Raw genomic sequence first — 18,776 nt, forward strand, 5'->3', positions numbered from 1 at the left:
CGCGCTACTCCGCCGCCACGCGGGGCGCCAGGCCCGGCACCGCGACGAGCCGGCAGATCGCCGGCAGCCCGTCGAGCAGGTGCGGGATCGGCCGGGCCGAGGGGCGCGGGCGCCCGGGCAGGGCGGCCAGCGCCGCCGCCATCCGCTCCGGCCCGGCCGCGTCGGGCGCCAGGGTCTCGACGAGGCCGAGCCGGGCGGCGGCCTCGGCGCGGATGAGCTGCTCGCGGCGCGGGCGCACCCGCGGCAGGATCAGGGCCGGCCGGTCGAAGGACAGGATCTCGCAGAAGGTGTTGTAGCCGCCCATGGCGACCACCCCGGCGGCGCGGCGCATCAGCCGCTCCAGCCGCGCGTCGAAGTCGAGGGAGGAGAGCCGCGGATGCGCGTCGATGCGGGCCTGGAGCGCGTCGCGCGCCGCCTTCGGGAAGAACGGGCCGAACACCACCAGGGCCCGGTGGGGCGGGGCCTCGGCCTCGTAGGCCCGCACCACCGCCTCGACGAGATCGATCCCGTCGCCGCCCCCGCCCGGCGTCACGAGGAGGAAGGGCTCGTCCTCGCCGGCCGGCGGGGCGGCGTCCGGCGCCTCGCGGCGCAGGTAGCCCGTGTAGGTCAGCCGCTCCGCCACGCCCGGCGGCAGGGCGAGGCCGGAGAGCGGCGCGTAGATCTCCTCGAGGCCGTAGACCCAGATCGCGTCGTAGAGGGGTAGCGCCGCGAGCGCGCCCTTGCGCTCCCATTCGGGGGCGAGGAGGCCCGGATCGTCGAGGACGTCGCGCAGGCCGAGCACCAGCCGGCAGCCCCGGTCCCGCAGCGGCGCCAGCACCGGCAGCACCTCGCCGTGGAAGCCGGTCGGCTCCTTGTCGACCAGGAACAGGTCCGGGTCGAAGCGGCGGGCGACGTGCCGGATCAGGGCCGCCCGGGTCTCCACCACGGCGTCGAGGTCGTGGGCCGCGCCGAGGCTGCGATAGGCGCCGCTGTCGAGCTTCACCACGCCGGGCAGGCGCCGGCAGGTCACGCCCGGGGCGAAGCGGAAGGCGTGGCTGACGGGCGAGCCGGACAGGATCAGCACGCGGCGCTCCGGCATCTCGGCCACGAGCGCGTGCGCGATCGCCCGCGCGCGGCGCAGATGTCCGAGGCCGAACGTGTCGTGCGAGTAGATCAGCACCCGGTGCGGGGCGGAGCCGGGCCGCGCCATCAGGGTGTCCGGAGACCAGGAGGGGGCCGCGTCGGACGGGGGCGGCTCGGAGACAGCGGCATCCTGCGACGGACCTCCCGGAACGGAGCGCCCCTGTCCTAGCGCATCCGCCCCCCGCTGGGCTACCCGCCCCGGACGGTTACACGCGTCATCAGGACCGCGCCGCCCTCCTCAGGACGGCGGTACCACCTCGACCTGGATGGCACTGTAATAGGCCGCGAGATCGGCGATGTCGGCATCCGTGAGGGTCTTGGCCGCCACCGACATCACCTCGTTGCGACGGACGCCGCTGCGGAACTCCCCGAGCGCCTTGACGAGGTAGGGCTCGACCTGGCCGGCGAGGTTGGGCGCGTCGGGCAGCTTGGCGACGCCGTCGAGCCCGTGGCAGCCCTGGCAGGCCACCGCCTTGCGGCGCCCCGCGGCGGCGTCGCCCGCCAGGGCGGCCGGGCCGGGCACCAGGGCGAGGCCGGACAGGAGGGCGCAGATCAGCGGCATCGATCTCGGCGAGGCGGCACGCGGCATGGCGGGGGGGCTCCGGGGCGACCCTGCTCATCTCGGCCGGATGCCCCGCGCCGGCAAGGCCGGGACCGCAAGGCCGGGCCCGCGCAGCCGCCGCCGGCCCGCGCAGCCGCCCTGTGGGCGCAGGGGTGTCCACGCCACCGGGAATTTGCGCTAAGGCTTCTCGGGAGACGGGTGCGACCGCGCCCGCACGATCCTTGCAGCTTCTCGGGAATTCCCTCGTGGCGGGCGAACGCTTCACCATCACCACGGCGATCTCGTATCCGAACGGCGCCCCGCATATCGGGCACGCCTACGAGGTGATCGCCGCCGACGCCATCGCGCGCTTCAAGCGCATCGACGGCTACGACGTGTTCTTCACCACCGGCACCGACGAGCACGGGCTGAAGATCCAGCAGACCGCCGCCAAGGCGGGAATCTCCCCGCGCGCCTTCGTGGACGCGATGGCGCCGCGCTTCCGCACCATGGCGGAGACGCTGAACTGCGGCTTCGACCGCTTCATCCGCACCACCGATCCCGACCACATCGCGTCCTCGCAGGCGCTGTGGCGGCGGATGGAGGCGGCCGGCGACATCTACCTCGCGAAGTATGCCGGCTGGTACTCGGTGCGCGACGAGGCCTATTACGACGAGGCGGAGCTGGTGCTCGGCCAGGACGGGGTGCGCCGCGCCGAGCGGACCGGCACGCCGGTCGAGTGGGTCGAGGAGGAGAGCTACTTCTTCCGCCTCTCCGCCTACGCGGACCGGCTGCTCGCCCACTACACCGAGCACCCGGACTTCATCGGGCCGGAGACCCGCCGCAACGAGGTGGTGAGCTTCGTGCGCTCGGGCCTGCAGGACCTGTCGGTGAGCCGCACCACCTTCGACTGGGGCGTCCCGGTGCCCGACGCGCCCGGCCACGTGATGTACGTCTGGGTCGACGCGCTCACGAACTACATCACGTCCTGCGGCTTCCCGGACGAGGCGGATCCGCGCTGGCGCCGCTGGCCGGCCGACCTGCACGTGATCGGCAAGGACATCATCCGCTTCCACGCGGTCTACTGGCCGGCCTTCCTGATGTCGGCCGGGGTGCCGCTGCCCCGGCGCGTCTTCGGCCACGGCTTCCTGCTCAGCCGCGGCGAGAAGATGTCGAAGTCCCTCGGCAACGTGGTCGACCCGATCGCGCTCGCCGGGCTCTACGGGGTCGACCCGCTGCGCTACTTCGTGCTGCGCGAGGTGCCCTTCGGCCAGGACGGCAACTACTCGCACGAGGCGATCGTCAACCGCACCAACGCGGACCTCGCCAACGACCTCGGCAACCTCGCCCAGCGCTCGCTGACCATGATCGCGCGCAATTGCGACGGGGCGGTGCCGCGGCCCGGCGACCTCGCCGAGGCGGACCGGGCGATCCTCGCCGCCGCCGACGCGCTGCCGGCGGTCGCCCGCGCCGCCATGGAGGATTACGCCCTGCACCACGCGCTCGCCGAGATCTGGGCCGTGGTGGCGGAGGCCAACCGCTACTTCGCGGCCCAGGAGCCCTGGACCCTGCGCAAGACCGACCCGGCCCGGATGGCGACCGTGCTCTACTGCACGGCCGAGACCCTGCGCGCGGTCGGCATCCTGGTGCAGCCCTTCGTGCCGGCGGCCGCCTGCCGGCTCCTCGACCTCCTGGCGGTGCCCGGGGAGGCGAGGGGATTGGCGCAGGTCGGGGAGGGGGGCCGGCTCGTCCCGGGCACGGCCCTGCCTGCCCCGAGCCCGATCTTCCCGCGCTTCGTCGAGCCGGAGGCCTGAGGCGGCATGCTGGTCGACAGCCACTGCCACCTCGACTTCGAGGGCCTCGCCGAGACGCTGCCGGAGGTGCTCGCCCGCGCCCGGCGGGCGGGCGTCTCCCGCATGGTGACGATCTCGACCCGCCTGCGCCGGGCCTCCGTCTACCGGGCGCTGGCGGAGGCGCATCCGGAGATCTTCTTCACGGTCGGCACCCACCCGCATCAGGCCGCCGAGGAGCCCGACATTCCCCTGGAGGAGATCGTCGCGCTCTCGCGGCACCCGCGCTGCGTCGGGATCGGCGAGGCCGGGCTCGACTACCACTACGACACCGCGCCGCGGGACGTGCAGGCCCGGGTCTTCCGCACCCACATCGCGGCCGCCCGCGAGACCGGCCTGCCCCTCGTGATCCATGCCCGCGACGCGGATGCCGACATGGAGGCGATCCTGCGTGAGGAGATGGGGCGCGGGGCCTTCCGGGCGGTGCTGCACTGCTTCTCCTCGGGCCGGCGCCTCGCCGAGGCCGGGGTGGAGCTCGGGCTCTTCGTCTCCTTCTCGGGCATCGTGACCTTCCGGCGCTCGCAGGAGCTGCGGGCGATCGCGGCCGCGGTGCCGCGCGAGCGCCTGCTCGTCGAGACGGACGCGCCCTTCCTGGCGCCCGAGCCGCATCGGGGGCGGCCCAACGAGCCGGCCTACGTGGCCGAGACGGCGCGGAGCCTCGCCGGCAGCCTCGGGATGGCGCCGGAGGATCTGGCGCGGCTCACCACCGCCAACTTCTACCGGCTGTTCGAGAAGGCCGCCCGGGCGGACGCGGCCGGGCCCGCCGGCGGCACGGACCGATGAGGAACCGCCGATGGCCACGCTGACGCTGCGCATCCTCGGCTGCGGCTCCTCCGGGGGCGTCCCGCGCGTCGGCTCCGGCTGGGGCGCCTGCGACCCGGCCGAGCCGAAGAACCGCCGCCGCCGCTGCTCGCTCCTGGTGGAGGGGCGCCGGGCGGGGCCCGGACCCGCCACCACGATCCTCGTCGACACCTCGCCGGACCTGCGCGAGCAGTTGCTCGACGCCGCCGCCGAGCGGCTCGACGCGGTGCTGTTCACCCACGCCCATGCCGACCACACCCACGGCATCGACGACGTGCGCGCGATGGTGATCCACATGCGCCGCCGCATCCCGGTCTACGCGGACGCGACCACGCGGGCGCTGCTGGAGACGCGCTTCGCCTACTGCTTCGCGACCCCGCCGGGCAGCCAGTACCCGCCGATCCTCGACCTCCACGACCTCCCGGACGGCGCGCCCCTCGGGCTCGACGGGCCGGGCGGCCCGGTGACGGCGACCTCGTTCCGGATGGAGCACGGCAACGAGGAGGCGCTCGGCTTCCGCTTCGCGGACGCCGCCTACGCCCCCGACGTCAGCCTGATGCCGGAGGCGGCCAAGGCCCATCTGCGGGACCTCGACCTTTTGATCCTCGACGCGCTGCGCGACACGCCGCACCCGACGCATTTCTCGGTCTCGGACGCGCTGGCCCTGATCGAGGAGGTGCGGCCCCGCCGGGCCATCCTGACCAACCTGCACACGGATCTCGACTACGAGAGCCTGCGGCGGCGCCTGCCGAAGGGGGTGGTGCCGGCCTATGACGGGCTCACGGTCACGGTCGAGGGCTGACAGAACACGCAGAGCCACAGGGTCGGGGTGTCGGGGCTCGTCCACTCGACCCGGTGGCGGCGGCGGGCCTCGATCAGCAGGTGGTCGCCGGGCGCCAGCACCCGCGCCTCGGGCTCGTCCGCGAGCCTGAGCCGGGCGGCGCCCGCGAGGAGCAGCACCCACTCGTCCTCGGCCTGATCGTACCAGAAGCCCGGCGGGCTCGCCTGGCCGGTCGAGACGATGCGCTCGACGCGCAGGCCGGGCCGCGCCAGCAGCGCGGTCACGGTTTCGTCGGGCGTGCCGGGCGGCGGCAGGGCGTCGAACAGGTTTGCGGTCGGGGCCGGCATGGCGGGGGGTCCGGGTCGGGGGCTCGGGGGCTCGGGGGCTCCGACCGAAGCAGAATTGCATGGCGCACTTCTGCTTGGTCTCTTGGTTTCGCATCATTCTTCGCCGCCGAACCGGCGGCCGCTTCGGCGAATGATGCTGAGCGCGGGACGCCGCGTCCGGGGAGCCTCGGGGCCGAACGGCCGTCCGCCCCGTCCCGCCCGCCTCGTTCCAGTTCCATAATCTTCCTTATGCGAATCGGGCGTGTAGGCGCAAAGTTAAAATGTCCCGCCTTTGCAATGGTGGAATGGCACACTCCCCTGTCCGGACGGGCCCGCGGAACCAGCCGGCGAGCCGCCTCATTCTGGTGACGAGAGCGGCAGCCCGGTCCGCAGCCGGCCCCGGCGGCCCGCACCCACCCCGATGGAGGACGCGATGGGCCTGTTCACGAAGGACATCAAGACGCTCGACGACCTGTTCGTTCACACGCTCCAGGACGTCTACTACGCCGAGAACCAGATCACGAAGGCGCTCCCGAAGATGATCGCCAAGGCGACGGACCCGCAGCTCAAGCAGGGCTTCGAGACGCACCTGCGCGAGACCGAGGGCCAGATCCGGCGCCTGGAGCAGGTCTTCCAGATGCACGGGCACCAGCCCAAGGCCGTGGATTGCCCGGCGATCGACGGGATCATCAAGGAGGCGAACGAGACGGCGGGCGAGATCGCCGACGCGGAGGTGCTGGACGCCGCCCTGCTCGCCGCCGCCCAGGCCGTCGAGCATTACGAGATCACCCGCTACGGCACCCTGATCGCCTGGGCCAAGCGCCTCGGCCGCAGCGATTGCGCCAGCGTGCTGCAGCAGACCCTCGAGGAGGAGAAGGCCACCGACCAGAAGTTGACCGCCATGGCGGAGAGCAAGGTCAACCAGAAGGCGGCGTGACGCGCCGGACCTCCTCGCGCCCCGCGCGAGGAGGTCCGCGGCGCGGGCGCCGCGGCGAGGGCGGCCGCGCCGCATCGGTCGGCGCGGGACGAAAAACCTCCGCGCTCACCTCGCAAGTCACCGATCGCGGCCTCTCACGTGGAGAATAAATTCCCATACGCGGCCGCCGCGAGGAAAGTCCCTGATCTCCTGATTGTCGCCGGCCTGCCCGCGATGGGCGCAGAGGCCGCCGATCTTCCGGCCCGGGACGCCGTCCTGCGCCCTCTGCGCCGATCTCGACCGCACCGTCTCGACGCGGGTCGGCGGCGAGCAGGTCCGGTTCAAGGCCGGGTACGAGGTGCACCAGCGGCGGATCGGCCTCGATCACCGGCTGAACCGGCTCTGACCGGCCGGGGCCGCCCTGCCCCGGGGCACCTTGCCGGACCTCGCGACGAGGAAGGTCCGGCCGCGCGCAATCCCGGCCGGGTCCGCCGCGCCGTCGCACGCCACGAACTGGATCTCGACCTCCGCCATGCCCCCGCTCCGAGCCGGATCCGACCCGTCACTCCGCCTGGGGCAGGGACCAGGACGCACCGCCCCGGTCGCTCTCGTTCCGGCGCAGATGAGTCGCCAAACCCGCGATCACCGCGAGGACGAGCGGGAACAAAAGCACGACCAGCATCCCAACCACCATGACACTCATGACCCTGCCACGTTAATCGCTCTGCGTTGCTTCAGGCTTGTGTGGCCTTCCGGGGAAATTGATGATTCGCTCCCCGCGCCGAATTTCGTATGATGGACCGCGGATTGTTGCAAGATTTTCGGAAAAGGTGACGGCATATACCGAACGGCATAAGCATATGCTGACTCTCCCGCGTGGGAGAGACGTTTCTCAACAGTTCCTCACCTGATCCGATCGGCGGAACGGCGCGGCCGGCTCCCGCGCCCGGCGCGCCCCGCGCCCGCCCGGGCCGGCCCGGGCGGGCGTGGACGGCGACTTCCTCGCCGTCGCGGTGACCGGCGGCATCGCGGTCGCGCGGATCCCCGACACCTGGGAGACGCTGCAGCTGGCCGGCTTCGCGCAGACGCCGATCACGGCCTTCGTGATCCTCACGGCGAGCCGGCACAGGCCGGAGATGAAGACGCCCGGCCGGCTCCTCGGCTGCGCCGCCGGAGGGCTCTACGGGCTCCTCGCCATGGCCCTCGCGGCGGACGGCGTCCTGCCCTGGCTCGCCTGCCTCGCGGGCGGCCCTTCGTCGCGGGCGTCGTGCAGCACGGACGCGGCGACGGCGCCTATGCGGGCCAGCAGGCGGCCACTGCGTCGCCACGGTGCGGGGACCCGCGCCGACGACGGACCTGCTGCCGGCCGTCGACCGCCCGATCGGAGTTGCCGGCGGGATCGCCGGGGTGCTGGCGCTCGATCCGCTCCTGGCGCCCCTGCGCCCGCCGGCCGCCGCCCTGGTGCGGTCCGCCTCCGGTGCCTCGCCCGCCGGGCGGGCGGCCCGCGCGATTGCGGTGGACGCGACGCAACCGCGCGCGACTTGCCCATCCCGCAGCCGGGAGGTCCCGTCTATCCTGCCGGAATCGCGAGCTCTGCCGGGACAAAGGGGATGAGCAGGATGGTGAAGGCGGTGATCGCTCTCGTGCTGGTGCTGTGCGCCGGCCCAGCTATGGCGCAGAGTAAGCTTTCGGACTTGAAGAAGGCGAGCGAATTCAACGCGTCCTGCCAGCCCGGCGCGACGGAGCTGCAGAAAACCTACCTTGCCGGCTTCGTCCTGGGCGCGGCGGATGCCTCCGTCGGCAAGCATCTCTGCCCGAAGGATCCGGTCTCCACGCAGCAGCTCGTGGACGTGTTCTGCCGCTACATGAAGGAGCACCCGAAGAACCTGAACCGGCCCGGGGGCCTGCTGCTCGGGCTCTCGCTCTCCGAGGCCTGGCCGTGCAAGCCGTGAGGCGGTCCGCCGCCAGGCGGCGGTCCGGCGCCGGTCAGGCGCGCAGGGACGCGGCGGGCGATTGCCGGTAGGCGAGCCAGGCCGGGAGCAGGGCCAGCACGGAGGCGACCGCGAGGAGCGCCCCCGCGAAGGCGGCGTCCTCGGCGGCCAGTTCCACCGGCAGGGTGAAGCCGCCCTGCCCCTGCGCGAGGCGCGCGAGGAGCCGGGCGGCCCCGTAGCCGAGGGCGACGCCGCCGGCGATCCCCGCCGACACGAGCAGCATCGCCTCGCCCCAGACGATCAGGAAGACCGCGCGGCGCGGCGCGCCGAAGGCCCGCAGCGCACCGATCTGGCGCCGCCGCTGCGCCACGTGGATCACCGTGATCAGGAGGAGCGCGGCCGCCACCAGGGCCTCGGCGCCGGCGGAGATGGCCATCAGCACCTGCCGGGCATCGCCGAGGGTCGCGTAGAGGCGGGTCAGCACCTCGGCCGGGAACACCGCCAGCGTGCCGCCGCCGCGGTACTCCTGCCGCAGCTTGTAGGCCGCCGCGAAGGAGGTGGGCTTGACCAGGATGGCCGGCAGGCCCGGCAGATCGTGGTCGAAGGTCTCGTCCAGCGGCGCCTGCGCGTCGATGCGGCCGTGGGCCGCCTCCCCGTCCGGCCCGGCGCGCCCGCGCTCCTGACCAAGACCGTGTTCCTGGCCGTGGTCTTGGCCGTGGTCTTGGCCGAGCCCGTGGACGTGCCAGACCGCCTGGATCGGGACCAGGATGGCGCGATCCCACGCCGTGCCGGTCGGGGACAGCCGGCCGACGAGGCGGTAGGTGGCGCCCGCATGGGTGGGGCCCGGCTCGCCGCCGCTGCCGTGCATCGGATGCAGGGCGGTGCCGAGCGGCAGGTCGACCGCGGATCCGGCCACCGCCTCGCCCTCGGCCCGGAACGGGCGCCCGTCCCGGATCCCGCCCGCGACGCCCTCGACGAGGCGCGTCGTCGTGCCGACGATCGGGTGGCCGCGATAGCTGTCGCCGAAGCCGACCGGCGCCGCCCAGGCGACGCGGGGATCGCCCGAGAGCCGGGCGAGCACGTCGCCGGGGACGAGCGGCAGCGGCGCGGGCTGGAGGAAGACGGCCGACAGGACGAGCTGCACCTCGCTCCCGGGCGCCCCGACCACGAGGTCGAACCGGTCGGCGGCGCGCGCGCTGCCGAGCCGCAGCGCGCGCTCCTGCAGCGTGACCGCCACGCCGAGCGCGGTGGACAGGGCCACCAGGAGCACGATGACCAGGGAGGCGGCCCAGAGCCGTCGCAGATCGGCGAGGACAAAGCGGATCACGGCATCGCCCCCGCGGCGGTCGTGCCGGGCCCGCCCGCTTCGGTCGTGCCGGGCCCGCCCGCTTCGGCCGCACCGGGTTCGGCTGCTCCCGCGGCGCCCGGCTCGGCCCCCGTGTCGGCGGCGATCCGGCCGGCCGCGAGGCGGATGCGGCGGTCGAGCCGCTCCGTCAGCCGCTCGTCGTGGCTCACCACGATCAGGGTCGCCCCCTCGCTCCGCGCGAGGTCGAGGAGCAGGGCGCCCACCGCCGCACCCGCCTCCGGGTCGAGGCTCGCGGTCGGCTCGTCGGCGACGAGGAGGCCCGGCCGGCGCAGCAGGGCCCGCGCCACGGCCACGCGCTGCATCTCCCCGCGCGACAGGGTGGCGACGTCCTGCCCGGGGCGGGCGAGGCCGACCCGGTCGAGGAGATCGGCGGCGCGCGCCCGCGTCGCCGCATTCCCCGCACCGGAGAGCCGGGCCGGCAGGAGCACGTTGTCGAGGGCCGAGAGCCCCGGGAACAGGTGGAAATCCTGCATGACGAGCCCGACCGTCTCGGCCCGCCAGCGGTCGCGGCGCGCCTCCGGCAGGGCGGCGATGTCGGTCTCGCCCCACTGGATCCGGCCGCGATCCGGCCGGGCGAGGCCCGTGATCAGGTTGACGAAGGTGCTCTTGCCCGAGCCCGAAGCCCCCGTGACGGCGACGCGCGCGCCGGCCGCGAGGCCGAGGCGCTCGATCGCCAGGGCCGGCGCGGCGAGGCCCGGGAAGGAGACCGACAGGTCGCTGATCCGCAGGGCGAGCATGGCCAAAGGCTGTGATGGACCGCGGACAGGTGGTGTGCCGGCCATCACAGCCTCCCGACGACCGCGAAGCGGCCGTGGGTCAGCCGGATCAGGCTGACGAAGCCGCTCTCGGGGTCGGTCCAGGAGCCGACCTCCAGCCGCCCGGTCACCTCGATCAGCGTGGCGGGCGGCGCGAAGGTCTGCTTGCGGTCGAGGTAGACGACGACGATGTCGTTCGGCCAGTCGGCGTCCGAGGAGCAGAACGGGCACAGCGCCATCGGGATCGCGGTCAGCACGAAGAAGGCCGCCTCGGCCTTGAGCGGCGGCGCCATGAAGCCCCGCATGGCGACCTCCTGCCCGGCCAGGGCCTTGACCTTGTCGGAGAAGGCGAGGCCGAGCACGCCGATCCTCCCGTAGAGCTCCTCGAAGGTGAGGCTGGCCGCGGCGGCGCGGGCCGGACGCGCCGCGAGCAGCGCGGCGGCCGGAACCGCCCCGGTCAGAAGCCGGCGGCGGTCGATGACGAGGGAGGTCGCGGCCATGGCTGCCCGATGCGGCGATCGTGGCGGCTACTTGCTTGGCGTCTTGCCTGCCGACGCCTTGCCTGCCGACGCCTGGCCTGCCGAAGCCTGGCCTGCCGGCGAATTGGCCACCGTCCTCGTGGCGCCGAGGGCGAAGGCGTCCGCCAGCACCCGGTAGACGTCGCTCTCCTCCATGTAGCCCTTGAAGCCTTCGGCGCCGGGGCCGGCCGCCTGCAGCACCACGTCGTCGACCGCGTGGACGCCCGATTCCTCGTCCTTGGGGATGTTGCCCTTGACCAGGACCGCGCCGGGCACGTCCTTGTACTTGTCGTTGGCGACGTAGGTGCCGCCCTGGGTCTTCAGCGCCGGCTCGAACGGGCCGTCGAGCTTGGGCCGGAAGGTCTCGTAATGGTCGGGGCCGTTGGTGCCGAACAGGGCGAGGCGGCGCGAGACGTCGACGCGGTCGGGATAGCCGTCGCCGTCCTTGTCCTCGTAGTTCGGGAAGCCGGCGGCCGCGTAGGTGCCGACCTTCTCGCGCATCTCGTCGCCCGGCAGGTCGTCGTTGATGGTGCCGATCACCGACACGCCGTGGGTGTGGTCGCCGGTCACGACGACGAGCGTGTCGGGATGGGCGGCCTGGAACTGGCGCGCCACCGCGACGGCCTGGTCGAACTCGATCGTGTCGAAGACCGCCCGCTCCCAGTCGAGCGGGTGGCTCGCCTTGTCGATGCAGGACCCCTCCACCATCAGGAAGAAGCCGTCCGGATTCCTGGACAGGCTGTCCAGCGCGGCCCTGGTCATCTCGACGAGGCCGGGCTGCTTGGGGAACTTGCCGACCGTGCCCTTCTTGAGCTGCATCCGGTCGAGCGCGTAGTCGAGGTTGCCCGGGTGGAACAGGCCGAGCAGCCGGTCGCGGCCGGTGATCGCCTGGAGCTCGTCCCGGTCGGTGGCGAGCGCGTAGCCGGCCTCCCGGAACAGCGCGATGAAGTCCTTGTCGTCCCGGCGCTTCGAGCCCGGCACGGCCCTCGGCAGGAAATAGGCCGAGCCGCCGCCGAGGATCACCTCCGGCTTCACGGAAAAGAGCATCTCGACGATCTCGGCCTTGTCGGCGCGGCGGCGGGTATGCGCCACGACGGCGGCCGGGGTCGCGTCCTCGATCTCCGAGGTGACCACGAGGCCGACGGATTTCCGCGTCTGGCGCCGGACCGCCTCCGCGAAGGTCTCCACCCGGGGGTCGTCGAGGGAGGCGGGCGTGCGGTCGGCGTAGACGCCGAGGGCGTTCACCGCCGTCTTGTGGCCGGTCATGTAGGCCGACATCGTGTTGGCGCTGTCGGTGGCGACCGCGTCGGTGGCCGAGGTGCCGATGAAGGCCATGCGGTCGAGATCGTCCATGGCGAGGCGGCCGTTGGCCTTGCCCTCGGTCATGCCCTTGGCCATCAGGCGCGCGGCGGTGCGATGGGCGACCGACAGCCCGTCGCCGAGCAGGAAGATGATGTTCCTGGCCTTGGGCGCGTCGGCGGTGCCGAAGACTTCCCAGGTCACGCTCCGGCGGTCGTTGCCGGCCGTCGCCTCCACCGTGTAGCGGCCGGGCTTGGCGATCCTGACCCCGCGCAGGAGCACGGCCGAGCCGAGCTCCTTGCCGTCCTTGTCCGTCTCGACCTCGACGAAGCCGGTGCCCGCGCCGAGGGCCGTCCGGTAATCCTCGCCGTTGACGGTGATCCTGACCTCGTCCGCCTTCACCTTGGCCTCGAACTCGACCTTGAAGTCGAAGGGCGAGCCGACCAGGATGGTGGCGCGGTCGAGCGGCATGACGGTGGCGGCGTCGGCGGCACCGGAGAGGGCGACGCTGGCTGCGAGGGCGAGAAGACGTGAACGCATCGAAGCTTCCCCTGGTGCGGCGCGCACCACGCCGTCCGGCGCCGCTCTAGCTCGCCTCGGTGACGTTTCCCTAACACGTGCCGGCCGCGCGGGGTCGACCCGATCGGGCGACGGCGTTCGGGCACGACCTCCTCCCCGGCCGCGCGACCGGGCGGGCGACGGCGGGCGGCTTCGAGGGCGCGCGAGGGACGCGACGCCTTTATGCCCGGCCCGGATCGCGATAGGCAGGGCGGCCCCGCCCCGCCGGGCGGCCCCGCCCCTCCCGCATGCGCGCCCCGGACGGGCGCGCCTCGAAGCCGCAGGACAATGAAGGTCGTCATCAGCGAATTCATGGACGAGGCGGCGATCGCCGCGGAACTGTCCGGCCTCGACACCCTGTACGATCCGGGCCTCGTGGACCGGCCGGAGGCGCTGAGGGCGGCGCTCGCCGACGCGGATGCGGTGATCGTGCGCAACCGGACCGAGCTGCGCGGCGACCTGCTGGCGGCGGCCCCGAAGCTGAGGGCGGTCGGGCGGCTCGGGGTCGGGCTCGACAATATCGACCTCGACGCCTGCCGGGCGCGCGGGATCGCGGTCTATCCGGCGACGGGGGCCAATGACGGGGCGGTGGCCGAGTACGTGATCGCGGCCGCGCTGCTGCTGCTGCGCGGCGCCTACGGGGCGAGCGCGGCCGTCGCCGCCGGGGCATGGCCCCGCGCCGCGCTCATGGGGCGCGAGATCGCGGGCAAGCGGCTCGGCCTCGTCGGATTCGGCGCCATCGCCCGCGAGACCGCCCGCCGCGCCGCCGCCCTCGGCATGGCGCTCGCCGCCTTCGACCCGCACCTCGCGGCGCAGGACCCGGCCTGGAACCCCGCCTCCGGACCCGTCGCGCGCCTCTCCCTGGACGACCTCCTGGCGCAGAGCGACGTGCTGTCGCTGCACGTGCCGCTGACGCCCGAGACGCGCGGCATGATCGGCGCGGCCGAGATCGCCCGCATGCGGCCGGGGTCGGTCCTCATCAACGCGGCCCGCGGCGGCGTCGTGGACGAAGCGGCGCTGGCGGCGGCCCTGCGCGCGGGGCGGCTCGGCGGCGCGGCCCTCGACGTCTTCGCGGCGGAGCCCGTCGATGCCGCGGCCGGCGCCCTGTTCCGCGACGTGCCGAACCTGATCCTGACCCCCCACATCGCGGGCGTGACGGTCGAGTCGAATATCCGGGTCTCCGCCGTCACGGCGCGCGCCGTCCGCCGGCACCTGACGGGCGGGTGAGCCGCCGGCGCGCCTCGGCGCGGGCCGGCCGGTCGCGCCCGAGCGCCCGATCGGGGGGGCGCATCTTCCAAGAAACCTCCGAATCGCAGAACCGTGCTCTCCTGAACGCCGCGACGGCAGTGTATTTCTCCCACGCTCCGCAGAGGGCGAGGCACCGACAACGGAGGAGACGCCATGGTTGACCGCGACCGACGGGCCTTTCTGCAGCGCGGCGTCCTCGCCGGCGCGGCGCTCGCGAGCGCCCCCTGGCGCGCCGCGGCCGAGGAGATCGCGACGCTGCCCTTCGGCAACGGCGAGCGCCCCCTCGTCGCCTATCCGGGCAAGCGCCCGCTCCTGCAGATGACGAGCCGCCCGCCGCAGCTGGAGACCCCGTTCCGGGTCTTCGACGAGGGCGTGATCACCCCGAACGACGCGTTCTTCGTGCGCTACCACCTCGCCGACATACCGGTCGCCATCGACCCCGAGCGCTACCGCCTGGAGGTGAAGGGCCATGTCAAGACGCCGCTCGCCCTGTCGCTCGCCGAGATCCGGGCGCTGCCGGCCAGCGAGATCGTCGCGGTCAACCAGTGCTCGGGGAATTCGCGGGGCTTCTTCGCGCCGCGGGTCGCGGGCGGGCAGCTCGCCAACGGCGCCATGGGCAATGCCCGCTGGACCGGCGTTCCGCTGCGGACCGTCCTCGACAAGGCGGGCCTGCGGCGCGGGGCCGTGCAGGTCGCCTTCGACGGGCTCGACGGGCCGGTGATCCCGGAGACGCCCGACTTCGTGAAGGCGCTCACCCTCGACCACGCCCGGGACGGCGAGGTGATGCTGGCCTACGCCATGAACGGCGAGGACCTGCCCTGGCTCAACGGCTACCCGCTGCGCCTCGTCGTGCCGGGCTATTACGGCACCTACTGGGTCAAGCACCTGAGCGCGATCACGGTCCTGGACAAGCCCTTCGACGGGTTCTGGATGACCTCCGCCTACCGGATCCCGGCCAATTCCTGCGCCTGCACGGAGCCGGGCGAGGCCCCGAAGGCGACGGTGCCGATCGGCCGCTTCACCGTCCGCTCGTTCGTCACCAACCTCGCCGACGGGGCGACCCTGCCGGCGGGCGAGACGCCGCTGCGCGGCATCGCCTTCGACGGCGGCGAGGGCATCGCCGAGGTGGCGGTCTCCACCGATGACGGGCGGACCTGGACCCGCGCCGAACTCGGCGAGGATCTCGGCCGCTACTCCTTCCGCCCCTGGACCTTGCGGGTCGACCTCACCCCGGGGGCGCACGCCGTGCGGGTGCGCGCCACCAACCGGGCCGGGCAGTCGCAACCCCTCGACCCGCTGTGGAATCCGGCCGGCTACCTACGCAACGTCGTCGAGACGGTCCGCGTGCGCGCCGCCTGATGGAGAGGCCCGACGATGCCCACGATACCGCGCTCCGCGCTCCTCGCCCTCGCCGCCCTCACGATCGCCCTCGGGGCGGCCCGGGCGGCGCCCCGAACCTACGCGCTGCCCGAGGGCGCCGCCGCCCTGCGCCCCGGGCCCGAGCCCGGCTTCTCGGCCGCGCAGGCGAACTGCCTCACCTGCCACTCGCCCGATTACCTCGCCATGCAGCCGCCCGGGAAGGGTCGCGCCTTCTGGGACGCGGAGGCGACCAAGATGATCAAGGTCTACCGCGCCCCGATCGACGAGGCCGACGCCAAGGCGATCGCCGCCTACCTCGCCGCGGTGTACTGATCGTCGTGATGCGATGCGACCGCTCAGCCGGCCGGGCCCGCGGCCCGGTCCGCTCAGGGAGCCGACACCAGATCCGCGAGATGCGCCCGCGCCGACGCGGCGGTCCGCGCCTCGGGCGCCGGAGCGACGCAGATGCGGGCCGCCACCAGCGCCAGGGCGAGCGTCCAGAACAGGGCGGCCGCGGCCGTGCGGGCCCGCCGGTCCCCCGCCGGGGGAGCGGGCTCCCGCCCGCTCTCCAGCGGCTCGCCGTAGGCATCGAAGGTGACGGCGCGCGCGGCCGGGTTCCTGCTCGTCATGGGCGGCACTGTCGCGCCCGGGCGCCCTCCGGGCAATGGACGCGTCTTCCAAAGTCGCGGCGCCATGGAGGAGGATCGTCCCCTTCTCCCCGGTTTTGCAGAATATCGATCCTCCAGGCCCTGCGCAGCCGCCGATGACGACGAAACTCTCCTCCATGGTGCGCGCGGCGCGGACCGATCGGCCCGCCTCCGCGCTTCCCGGGATCGCGCTCTGCCTCGCGGTCGCGGCGGCGGCGGTGGCGGCGCAGGGATGGGAGGAGGCCAGCCTCGGCCACCCCTACATCGAGGCCCTCGTCGTCGCGATCCTGATCGGGATCGCGCTGCGCACCGCCTGGACGCCGGGCCCGCGCTTCCGCCCCGGCATCGCCTTCAGCGCCAAGCAGCTCCTGGAGGTCGCCGTCACCCTGCTCGGCGCCTCGATCAGCCTGCAGGCGGTCGTCGCCTCGGGACCGGCCCTGCTCGCCGGCATCGTCGGGACCGTGGTGCTGGCCCTGTCGGCGGGCTACGGGATCTGCCGGCTGCTCGGCCTCCCCGCCCGCATGGCGATCCTGGTCGCCTGCGGCAACGCGATCTGCGGCAACTCGGCCATCGCCGCGGTGGCGCCGGTGATCGGCGCCAAGGCCGAGGACGTGGCCGCCTCGATCGCCTTCACGGCGGTGCTGGGCGTGCTGGTGGTGCTGGGGCTGCCGCTCCTCATCCCGCTCGCGGGCCTGTCCGAGCACCAGTACGGCGTGCTCGCGGGGCTGACCGTCTACGCGGTGCCGCAGGTGCTCGCCGCGACCGTGCCGGTGGGGCTGCTCAGCACCCAGGTCGGCACGCTGGTGAAGCTGGTGCGGGTGCTGATGCTCGGGCCGGTCGTGGTCCTGTTCTCGCTCGTCGCCGCCCGCCTGCCCGCCGAGGGCGCGACGGCGCCGCGGCGCGCCGGCGGCCCCGGCCTCACCAAGCTCGTGCCCTGGTTCATCCTGGGCTTCCTGGCGCTGGCGGGCCTGCGCTCGCTCGGCCTGATCCCCGAAGCGGCCTCGCGCCCGGTGACCCGCCTCGCGGGCTATCTCACGGTGGTGGCGATGGCCGCGCTCGGGCTCGGCGTCGACCTGCGGGTGCTGGCCCGCGTGGGCGGCCGCGTGACCCTCGCGGTCACCGCCTCGCTCGCGATCCTGCTGGCGATCAGCCTCATCCTGATCCGGACGCTGCGGGTCGCGTGATCCGGGATCCGCTTGATCGAAGCGGATCCCGGATCACAAGCCTGCGCGGCGCCTGAGCGAAGCCCAAATCCGCCATCCCGAAGGGATCAAGCGGATTTGGTATGAGTTGCACACCGGCTTCGCCGTCCCTCACGGATGAAACCTGTGGCATGCTGGAGCGGTCGTCGGCGGAGAGATCGGTTCGTCTTTGGTGTGCCCGACCCCGTGTATGAGTGGCACCGGGGCCGCGCGACCCGCCCGGCGCCCGCGCCACGCCGCCTCCCGAGAACCCGTAACGACTCCGGTCACGAGAAGGCGCCAGATGAGGGGGGCGTGGGCCGCGGCGGGGCGCCCGGAAGGGAGGATCTCCGCGGCCGCGGCGAACACAGGCCGGCTCGCCGCCGGCGGGGTATTTTCCCGATATTGCATGCAGGACGCCCGAACGACTTCGCGGAGGCCCGGCCGGCACGCCCTCCCGCGCCACGCTTCACAGCTGATGCTGCCTGACCGGATGCCGGGCGCCCCGCGGGCGCCGCTGCCCTTTAAGTAAACTATCAGCACTGTCCAGCATATTTCCGCGGCGTCGGCAGATGCACCGCAAACCAGCGATGGCGAATGACTGCTTAGAGGATGCAGAAACACATTCTCAACGTTGCGCCCTTCGCCTCCGCGCGTCACGATACAGTGCGCCTTGCGGGACCCTGCGAGGGGCGCAGCCGGATCCGCAACCCGGAGACCTGGATCGGCCGGCGGGCCGTCGGCGAGCAAGAGGCATCATGGCACCTGACGAGACGATCCCGGCAGCCGCGGATCCCGGATTGGCCGGGGACGTTCCGGCCGACACGCGCCCGCGGCTGCCCCGGTTCGTGCACGCGGCGCTGGGCACGCAGCTGCGGGCCGCCTACGCGGCGGTCATGGGCGGGCCGCAGCCTCAGGCTCTGCTCGACCTGATCGCGCGCCTGGACGCCGCCCAGGCCGCGCGACCCGCATCGACGTTCCGCGAGGATCTGCTCGGGGCCGTTCCGGCGCTGCGCGCCTACGCCCTGTCGCTGACCATCCTGCGCGCCGAGGCCGATGACCTCGTGCAGGAGACGCTGCTGCGGGCCTGGCAGAACCAGGACCGCTTCGCGCCCGGCACCAACCTGAAGGCGTGGCTGTTCACGATCCTGCGCAACCAGTTCTACATTGCGGCGCGCAAGCGCCGGCGCGAGGTGGAGGACGCGGACGGCGAGCAGGCCGCCCGCATGGTCGCGCTGCCCGACCAGGAGGACGGCATCGCGCTGCAGGACGTGTGGAAGCGGCTCGGTCAGTTGCCGGCGCCGCAGCGGGAGGCCCTGCTGCTGGTGGCCGCGCAGGGCCTGACCTACGAGGCCGCGGCGGAGCTGATGGGCTGCCGGGTCGGCACGGCGAAGAGCCGCGTCAACCGCGCCCGGGCGGCGCTGGCGCAGGCCCTCGGCTACGAGGGCGGCCGGTCGGGCCGGATGCTCACGTCGTGATCGGCACCCCCGCCCCGGCGGGATGCGCGCCGGAGCGGAATGCCCCCGGCATGGGGAACGCTCGCGCGTCGCCTCGTTACGGGGCACGCTCATCCGGCC

General features: G+C 73.6%; 20 protein-coding genes. 11 read left to right on the top strand and 9 right to left on the bottom strand.

Annotated features, from left to right (window positions below; genetic code table 11):
* Nucleotides 1-4 precede the first annotated feature (4 nt).
* Both MET2598_RS0129605 and MET2598_RS0129610 read right to left on the bottom strand, forming a co-directional pair.
* Nucleotides 5-1,189: a glycosyltransferase family protein gene (locus MET2598_RS0129605; protein ID WP_018263308.1), complete on the bottom strand. Its 1,185-nt coding sequence runs from the start codon at nt 1,187-1,189 to the stop codon at nt 5-7.
* 171 nt (nt 1,190-1,360) lie between these two features.
* A complete protein-coding gene (locus MET2598_RS0129610; RefSeq protein WP_018263309.1) occupies nt 1,361-1,684 on the bottom strand; it encodes a c-type cytochrome in 324 nt (107 codons plus the stop codon).
* Between the two features lie 245 nt (nt 1,685-1,929).
* Between MET2598_RS0129610 and metG the strand changes: the two genes are divergently transcribed.
* The 3 genes from metG to MET2598_RS0129625 are packed head-to-tail and all read left to right on the top strand — an operon-like array spanning nt 1,930 to nt 5,116.
* Nucleotides 1,930-3,477, top strand: coding sequence for a methionine--tRNA ligase (gene metG / locus MET2598_RS0129615; RefSeq protein WP_018263310.1), 1,548 nt, complete (start codon nt 1,930-1,932; stop codon nt 3,475-3,477).
* Nucleotides 3,478-3,483: 6 nt separating this feature from the next.
* On the top strand, nt 3,484-4,296 hold the full coding sequence (locus tag MET2598_RS0129620) for a TatD family hydrolase (protein WP_012336102.1): 813 nt from the start codon (nt 3,484-3,486) through the stop codon (nt 4,294-4,296).
* Nucleotides 4,297-4,306: 10 nt separating this feature from the next.
* Nucleotides 4,307-5,116, top strand: coding sequence for an MBL fold metallo-hydrolase (locus tag MET2598_RS0129625; RefSeq protein WP_012336101.1), 810 nt, complete (start codon nt 4,307-4,309; stop codon nt 5,114-5,116).
* On the opposite strand, the gene MET2598_RS0129630 is transcribed toward MET2598_RS0129625, so the two are convergent.
* On the bottom strand, nt 5,083-5,442 hold the full coding sequence (locus tag MET2598_RS0129630; RefSeq protein WP_012336100.1) for a cupin domain-containing protein: 360 nt from the start codon (nt 5,440-5,442) through the stop codon (nt 5,083-5,085). The two genes, MET2598_RS0129625 and MET2598_RS0129630, sit on opposite strands and share 34 nt — an antisense overlap.
* Before the next feature lie 412 nt (nt 5,443-5,854).
* Here MET2598_RS0129630 and MET2598_RS0129635 point away from each other — a divergent pair, with 412 nt between their 5' ends.
* Nucleotides 5,855-6,358, top strand: coding sequence for a YciE/YciF ferroxidase family protein (locus MET2598_RS0129635; protein ID WP_018263311.1), 504 nt, complete (start codon nt 5,855-5,857; stop codon nt 6,356-6,358).
* Nucleotides 6,359-6,551: 193 nt separating this feature from the next.
* Nucleotides 6,552-6,743: a hypothetical protein gene (locus tag MET2598_RS0129640; RefSeq protein WP_012336098.1), complete on the top strand. Its 192-nt coding sequence runs from the start codon at nt 6,552-6,554 to the stop codon at nt 6,741-6,743.
* Here MET2598_RS0129640 and MET2598_RS42410 read toward each other — a convergent pair.
* A complete protein-coding gene (locus MET2598_RS42410; RefSeq protein WP_012336097.1) occupies nt 6,722-6,871 on the bottom strand; it encodes a hypothetical protein in 150 nt (49 codons plus the stop codon). The genes MET2598_RS0129640 and MET2598_RS42410 overlap by 22 nt on opposite strands.
* A 1,085-nt stretch (nt 6,872-7,956) precedes the next feature.
* Between MET2598_RS42410 and MET2598_RS0129660 the strand changes: the two genes are divergently transcribed.
* On the top strand, nt 7,957-8,289 hold the full coding sequence (locus MET2598_RS0129660; protein ID WP_018263313.1) for a Rap1a/Tai family immunity protein: 333 nt from the start codon (nt 7,957-7,959) through the stop codon (nt 8,287-8,289).
* 34 nt (nt 8,290-8,323) lie between these two features.
* Here the strand turns inward: MET2598_RS0129660 and MET2598_RS0129665 are convergent, their stop codons facing one another.
* Genes MET2598_RS0129665 through MET2598_RS0129680 form a run of 4 tightly spaced genes read right to left on the bottom strand, consistent with a single transcriptional unit; the run spans nt 8,324 to nt 12,746 of the window.
* On the bottom strand, nt 8,324-9,595 hold the full coding sequence (locus MET2598_RS0129665) for an ABC transporter permease (RefSeq protein ID WP_018263314.1): 1,272 nt from the start codon (nt 9,593-9,595) through the stop codon (nt 8,324-8,326).
* Nucleotides 9,592-10,371: an ABC transporter ATP-binding protein gene (locus tag MET2598_RS0129670; RefSeq protein ID WP_018263315.1), complete on the bottom strand. Its 780-nt coding sequence runs from the start codon at nt 10,369-10,371 to the stop codon at nt 9,592-9,594. The genes MET2598_RS0129665 and MET2598_RS0129670 overlap by 4 nt, the downstream gene beginning before the upstream one ends.
* Nucleotides 10,372-10,415: 44 nt before the next feature.
* Nucleotides 10,416-10,889 carry a hypothetical protein gene (locus MET2598_RS0129675; RefSeq protein ID WP_018263316.1) on the bottom strand — a complete coding sequence of 158 codons (474 nt, stop codon included), beginning with the start codon at nt 10,887-10,889 and terminating at the stop codon, nt 10,416-10,418.
* Nucleotides 10,890-10,916: 27 nt separating this feature from the next.
* On the bottom strand, nt 10,917-12,746 hold the full coding sequence (locus tag MET2598_RS0129680; protein ID WP_018263317.1) for an alkaline phosphatase: 1,830 nt from the start codon (nt 12,744-12,746) through the stop codon (nt 10,917-10,919).
* Between the two features lie 306 nt (nt 12,747-13,052).
* On the opposite strand from MET2598_RS0129680, the gene MET2598_RS0129685 reads away from it, so the two are divergent.
* From MET2598_RS0129685 to sorB, 3 genes are all read left to right on the top strand, one after another.
* Nucleotides 13,053-13,991, top strand: a complete 939-nt coding sequence (locus tag MET2598_RS0129685) for an NAD(P)-dependent oxidoreductase (protein WP_018263318.1) — start codon at nt 13,053-13,055, stop codon at nt 13,989-13,991.
* Nucleotides 13,992-14,165: 174 nt separating this feature from the next.
* Nucleotides 14,166-15,371: a SorA family sulfite dehydrogenase catalytic subunit gene (sorA, locus tag MET2598_RS0129690; protein ID WP_018263319.1), complete on the top strand. Its 1,206-nt coding sequence runs from the start codon at nt 14,166-14,168 to the stop codon at nt 15,369-15,371.
* Nucleotides 15,372-15,386: 15 nt separating this feature from the next.
* Complete coding sequence (sorB, locus tag MET2598_RS0129695) at nt 15,387-15,704, top strand: SorB family sulfite dehydrogenase c-type cytochrome subunit (RefSeq protein ID WP_018263320.1); 318 nt, start codon at nt 15,387-15,389, stop codon at nt 15,702-15,704.
* A gap of 53 nt (nt 15,705-15,757) precedes the next feature.
* On the opposite strand, the gene MET2598_RS0129700 is transcribed toward sorB, so the two are convergent.
* The gene (locus tag MET2598_RS0129700) at nt 15,758-16,000 is read right to left on the bottom strand and encodes a hypothetical protein (RefSeq protein WP_012336086.1); all 243 of its coding nucleotides are present in this window, start codon (nt 15,998-16,000) and stop codon (nt 15,758-15,760) included.
* 134 nt (nt 16,001-16,134) lie between these two features.
* On the opposite strand from MET2598_RS0129700, the gene MET2598_RS0129705 reads away from it, so the two are divergent.
* Complete coding sequence (locus tag MET2598_RS0129705) at nt 16,135-17,202, top strand: putative sulfate exporter family transporter (protein ID WP_026191005.1); 1,068 nt, start codon at nt 16,135-16,137, stop codon at nt 17,200-17,202.
* A gap of 755 nt (nt 17,203-17,957) precedes the next feature.
* Complete coding sequence (locus MET2598_RS0129710; protein WP_026191006.1) at nt 17,958-18,677, top strand: NepR family anti-sigma factor; 720 nt, start codon at nt 17,958-17,960, stop codon at nt 18,675-18,677.
* The last annotated feature ends 99 nt before the right edge of the window (nt 18,678-18,776 follow it).

This window comes from Methylobacterium sp. WSM2598, assembly GCF_000379105.1.
Lineage (GTDB): Bacteria > Pseudomonadota > Alphaproteobacteria > Rhizobiales > Beijerinckiaceae > Methylobacterium.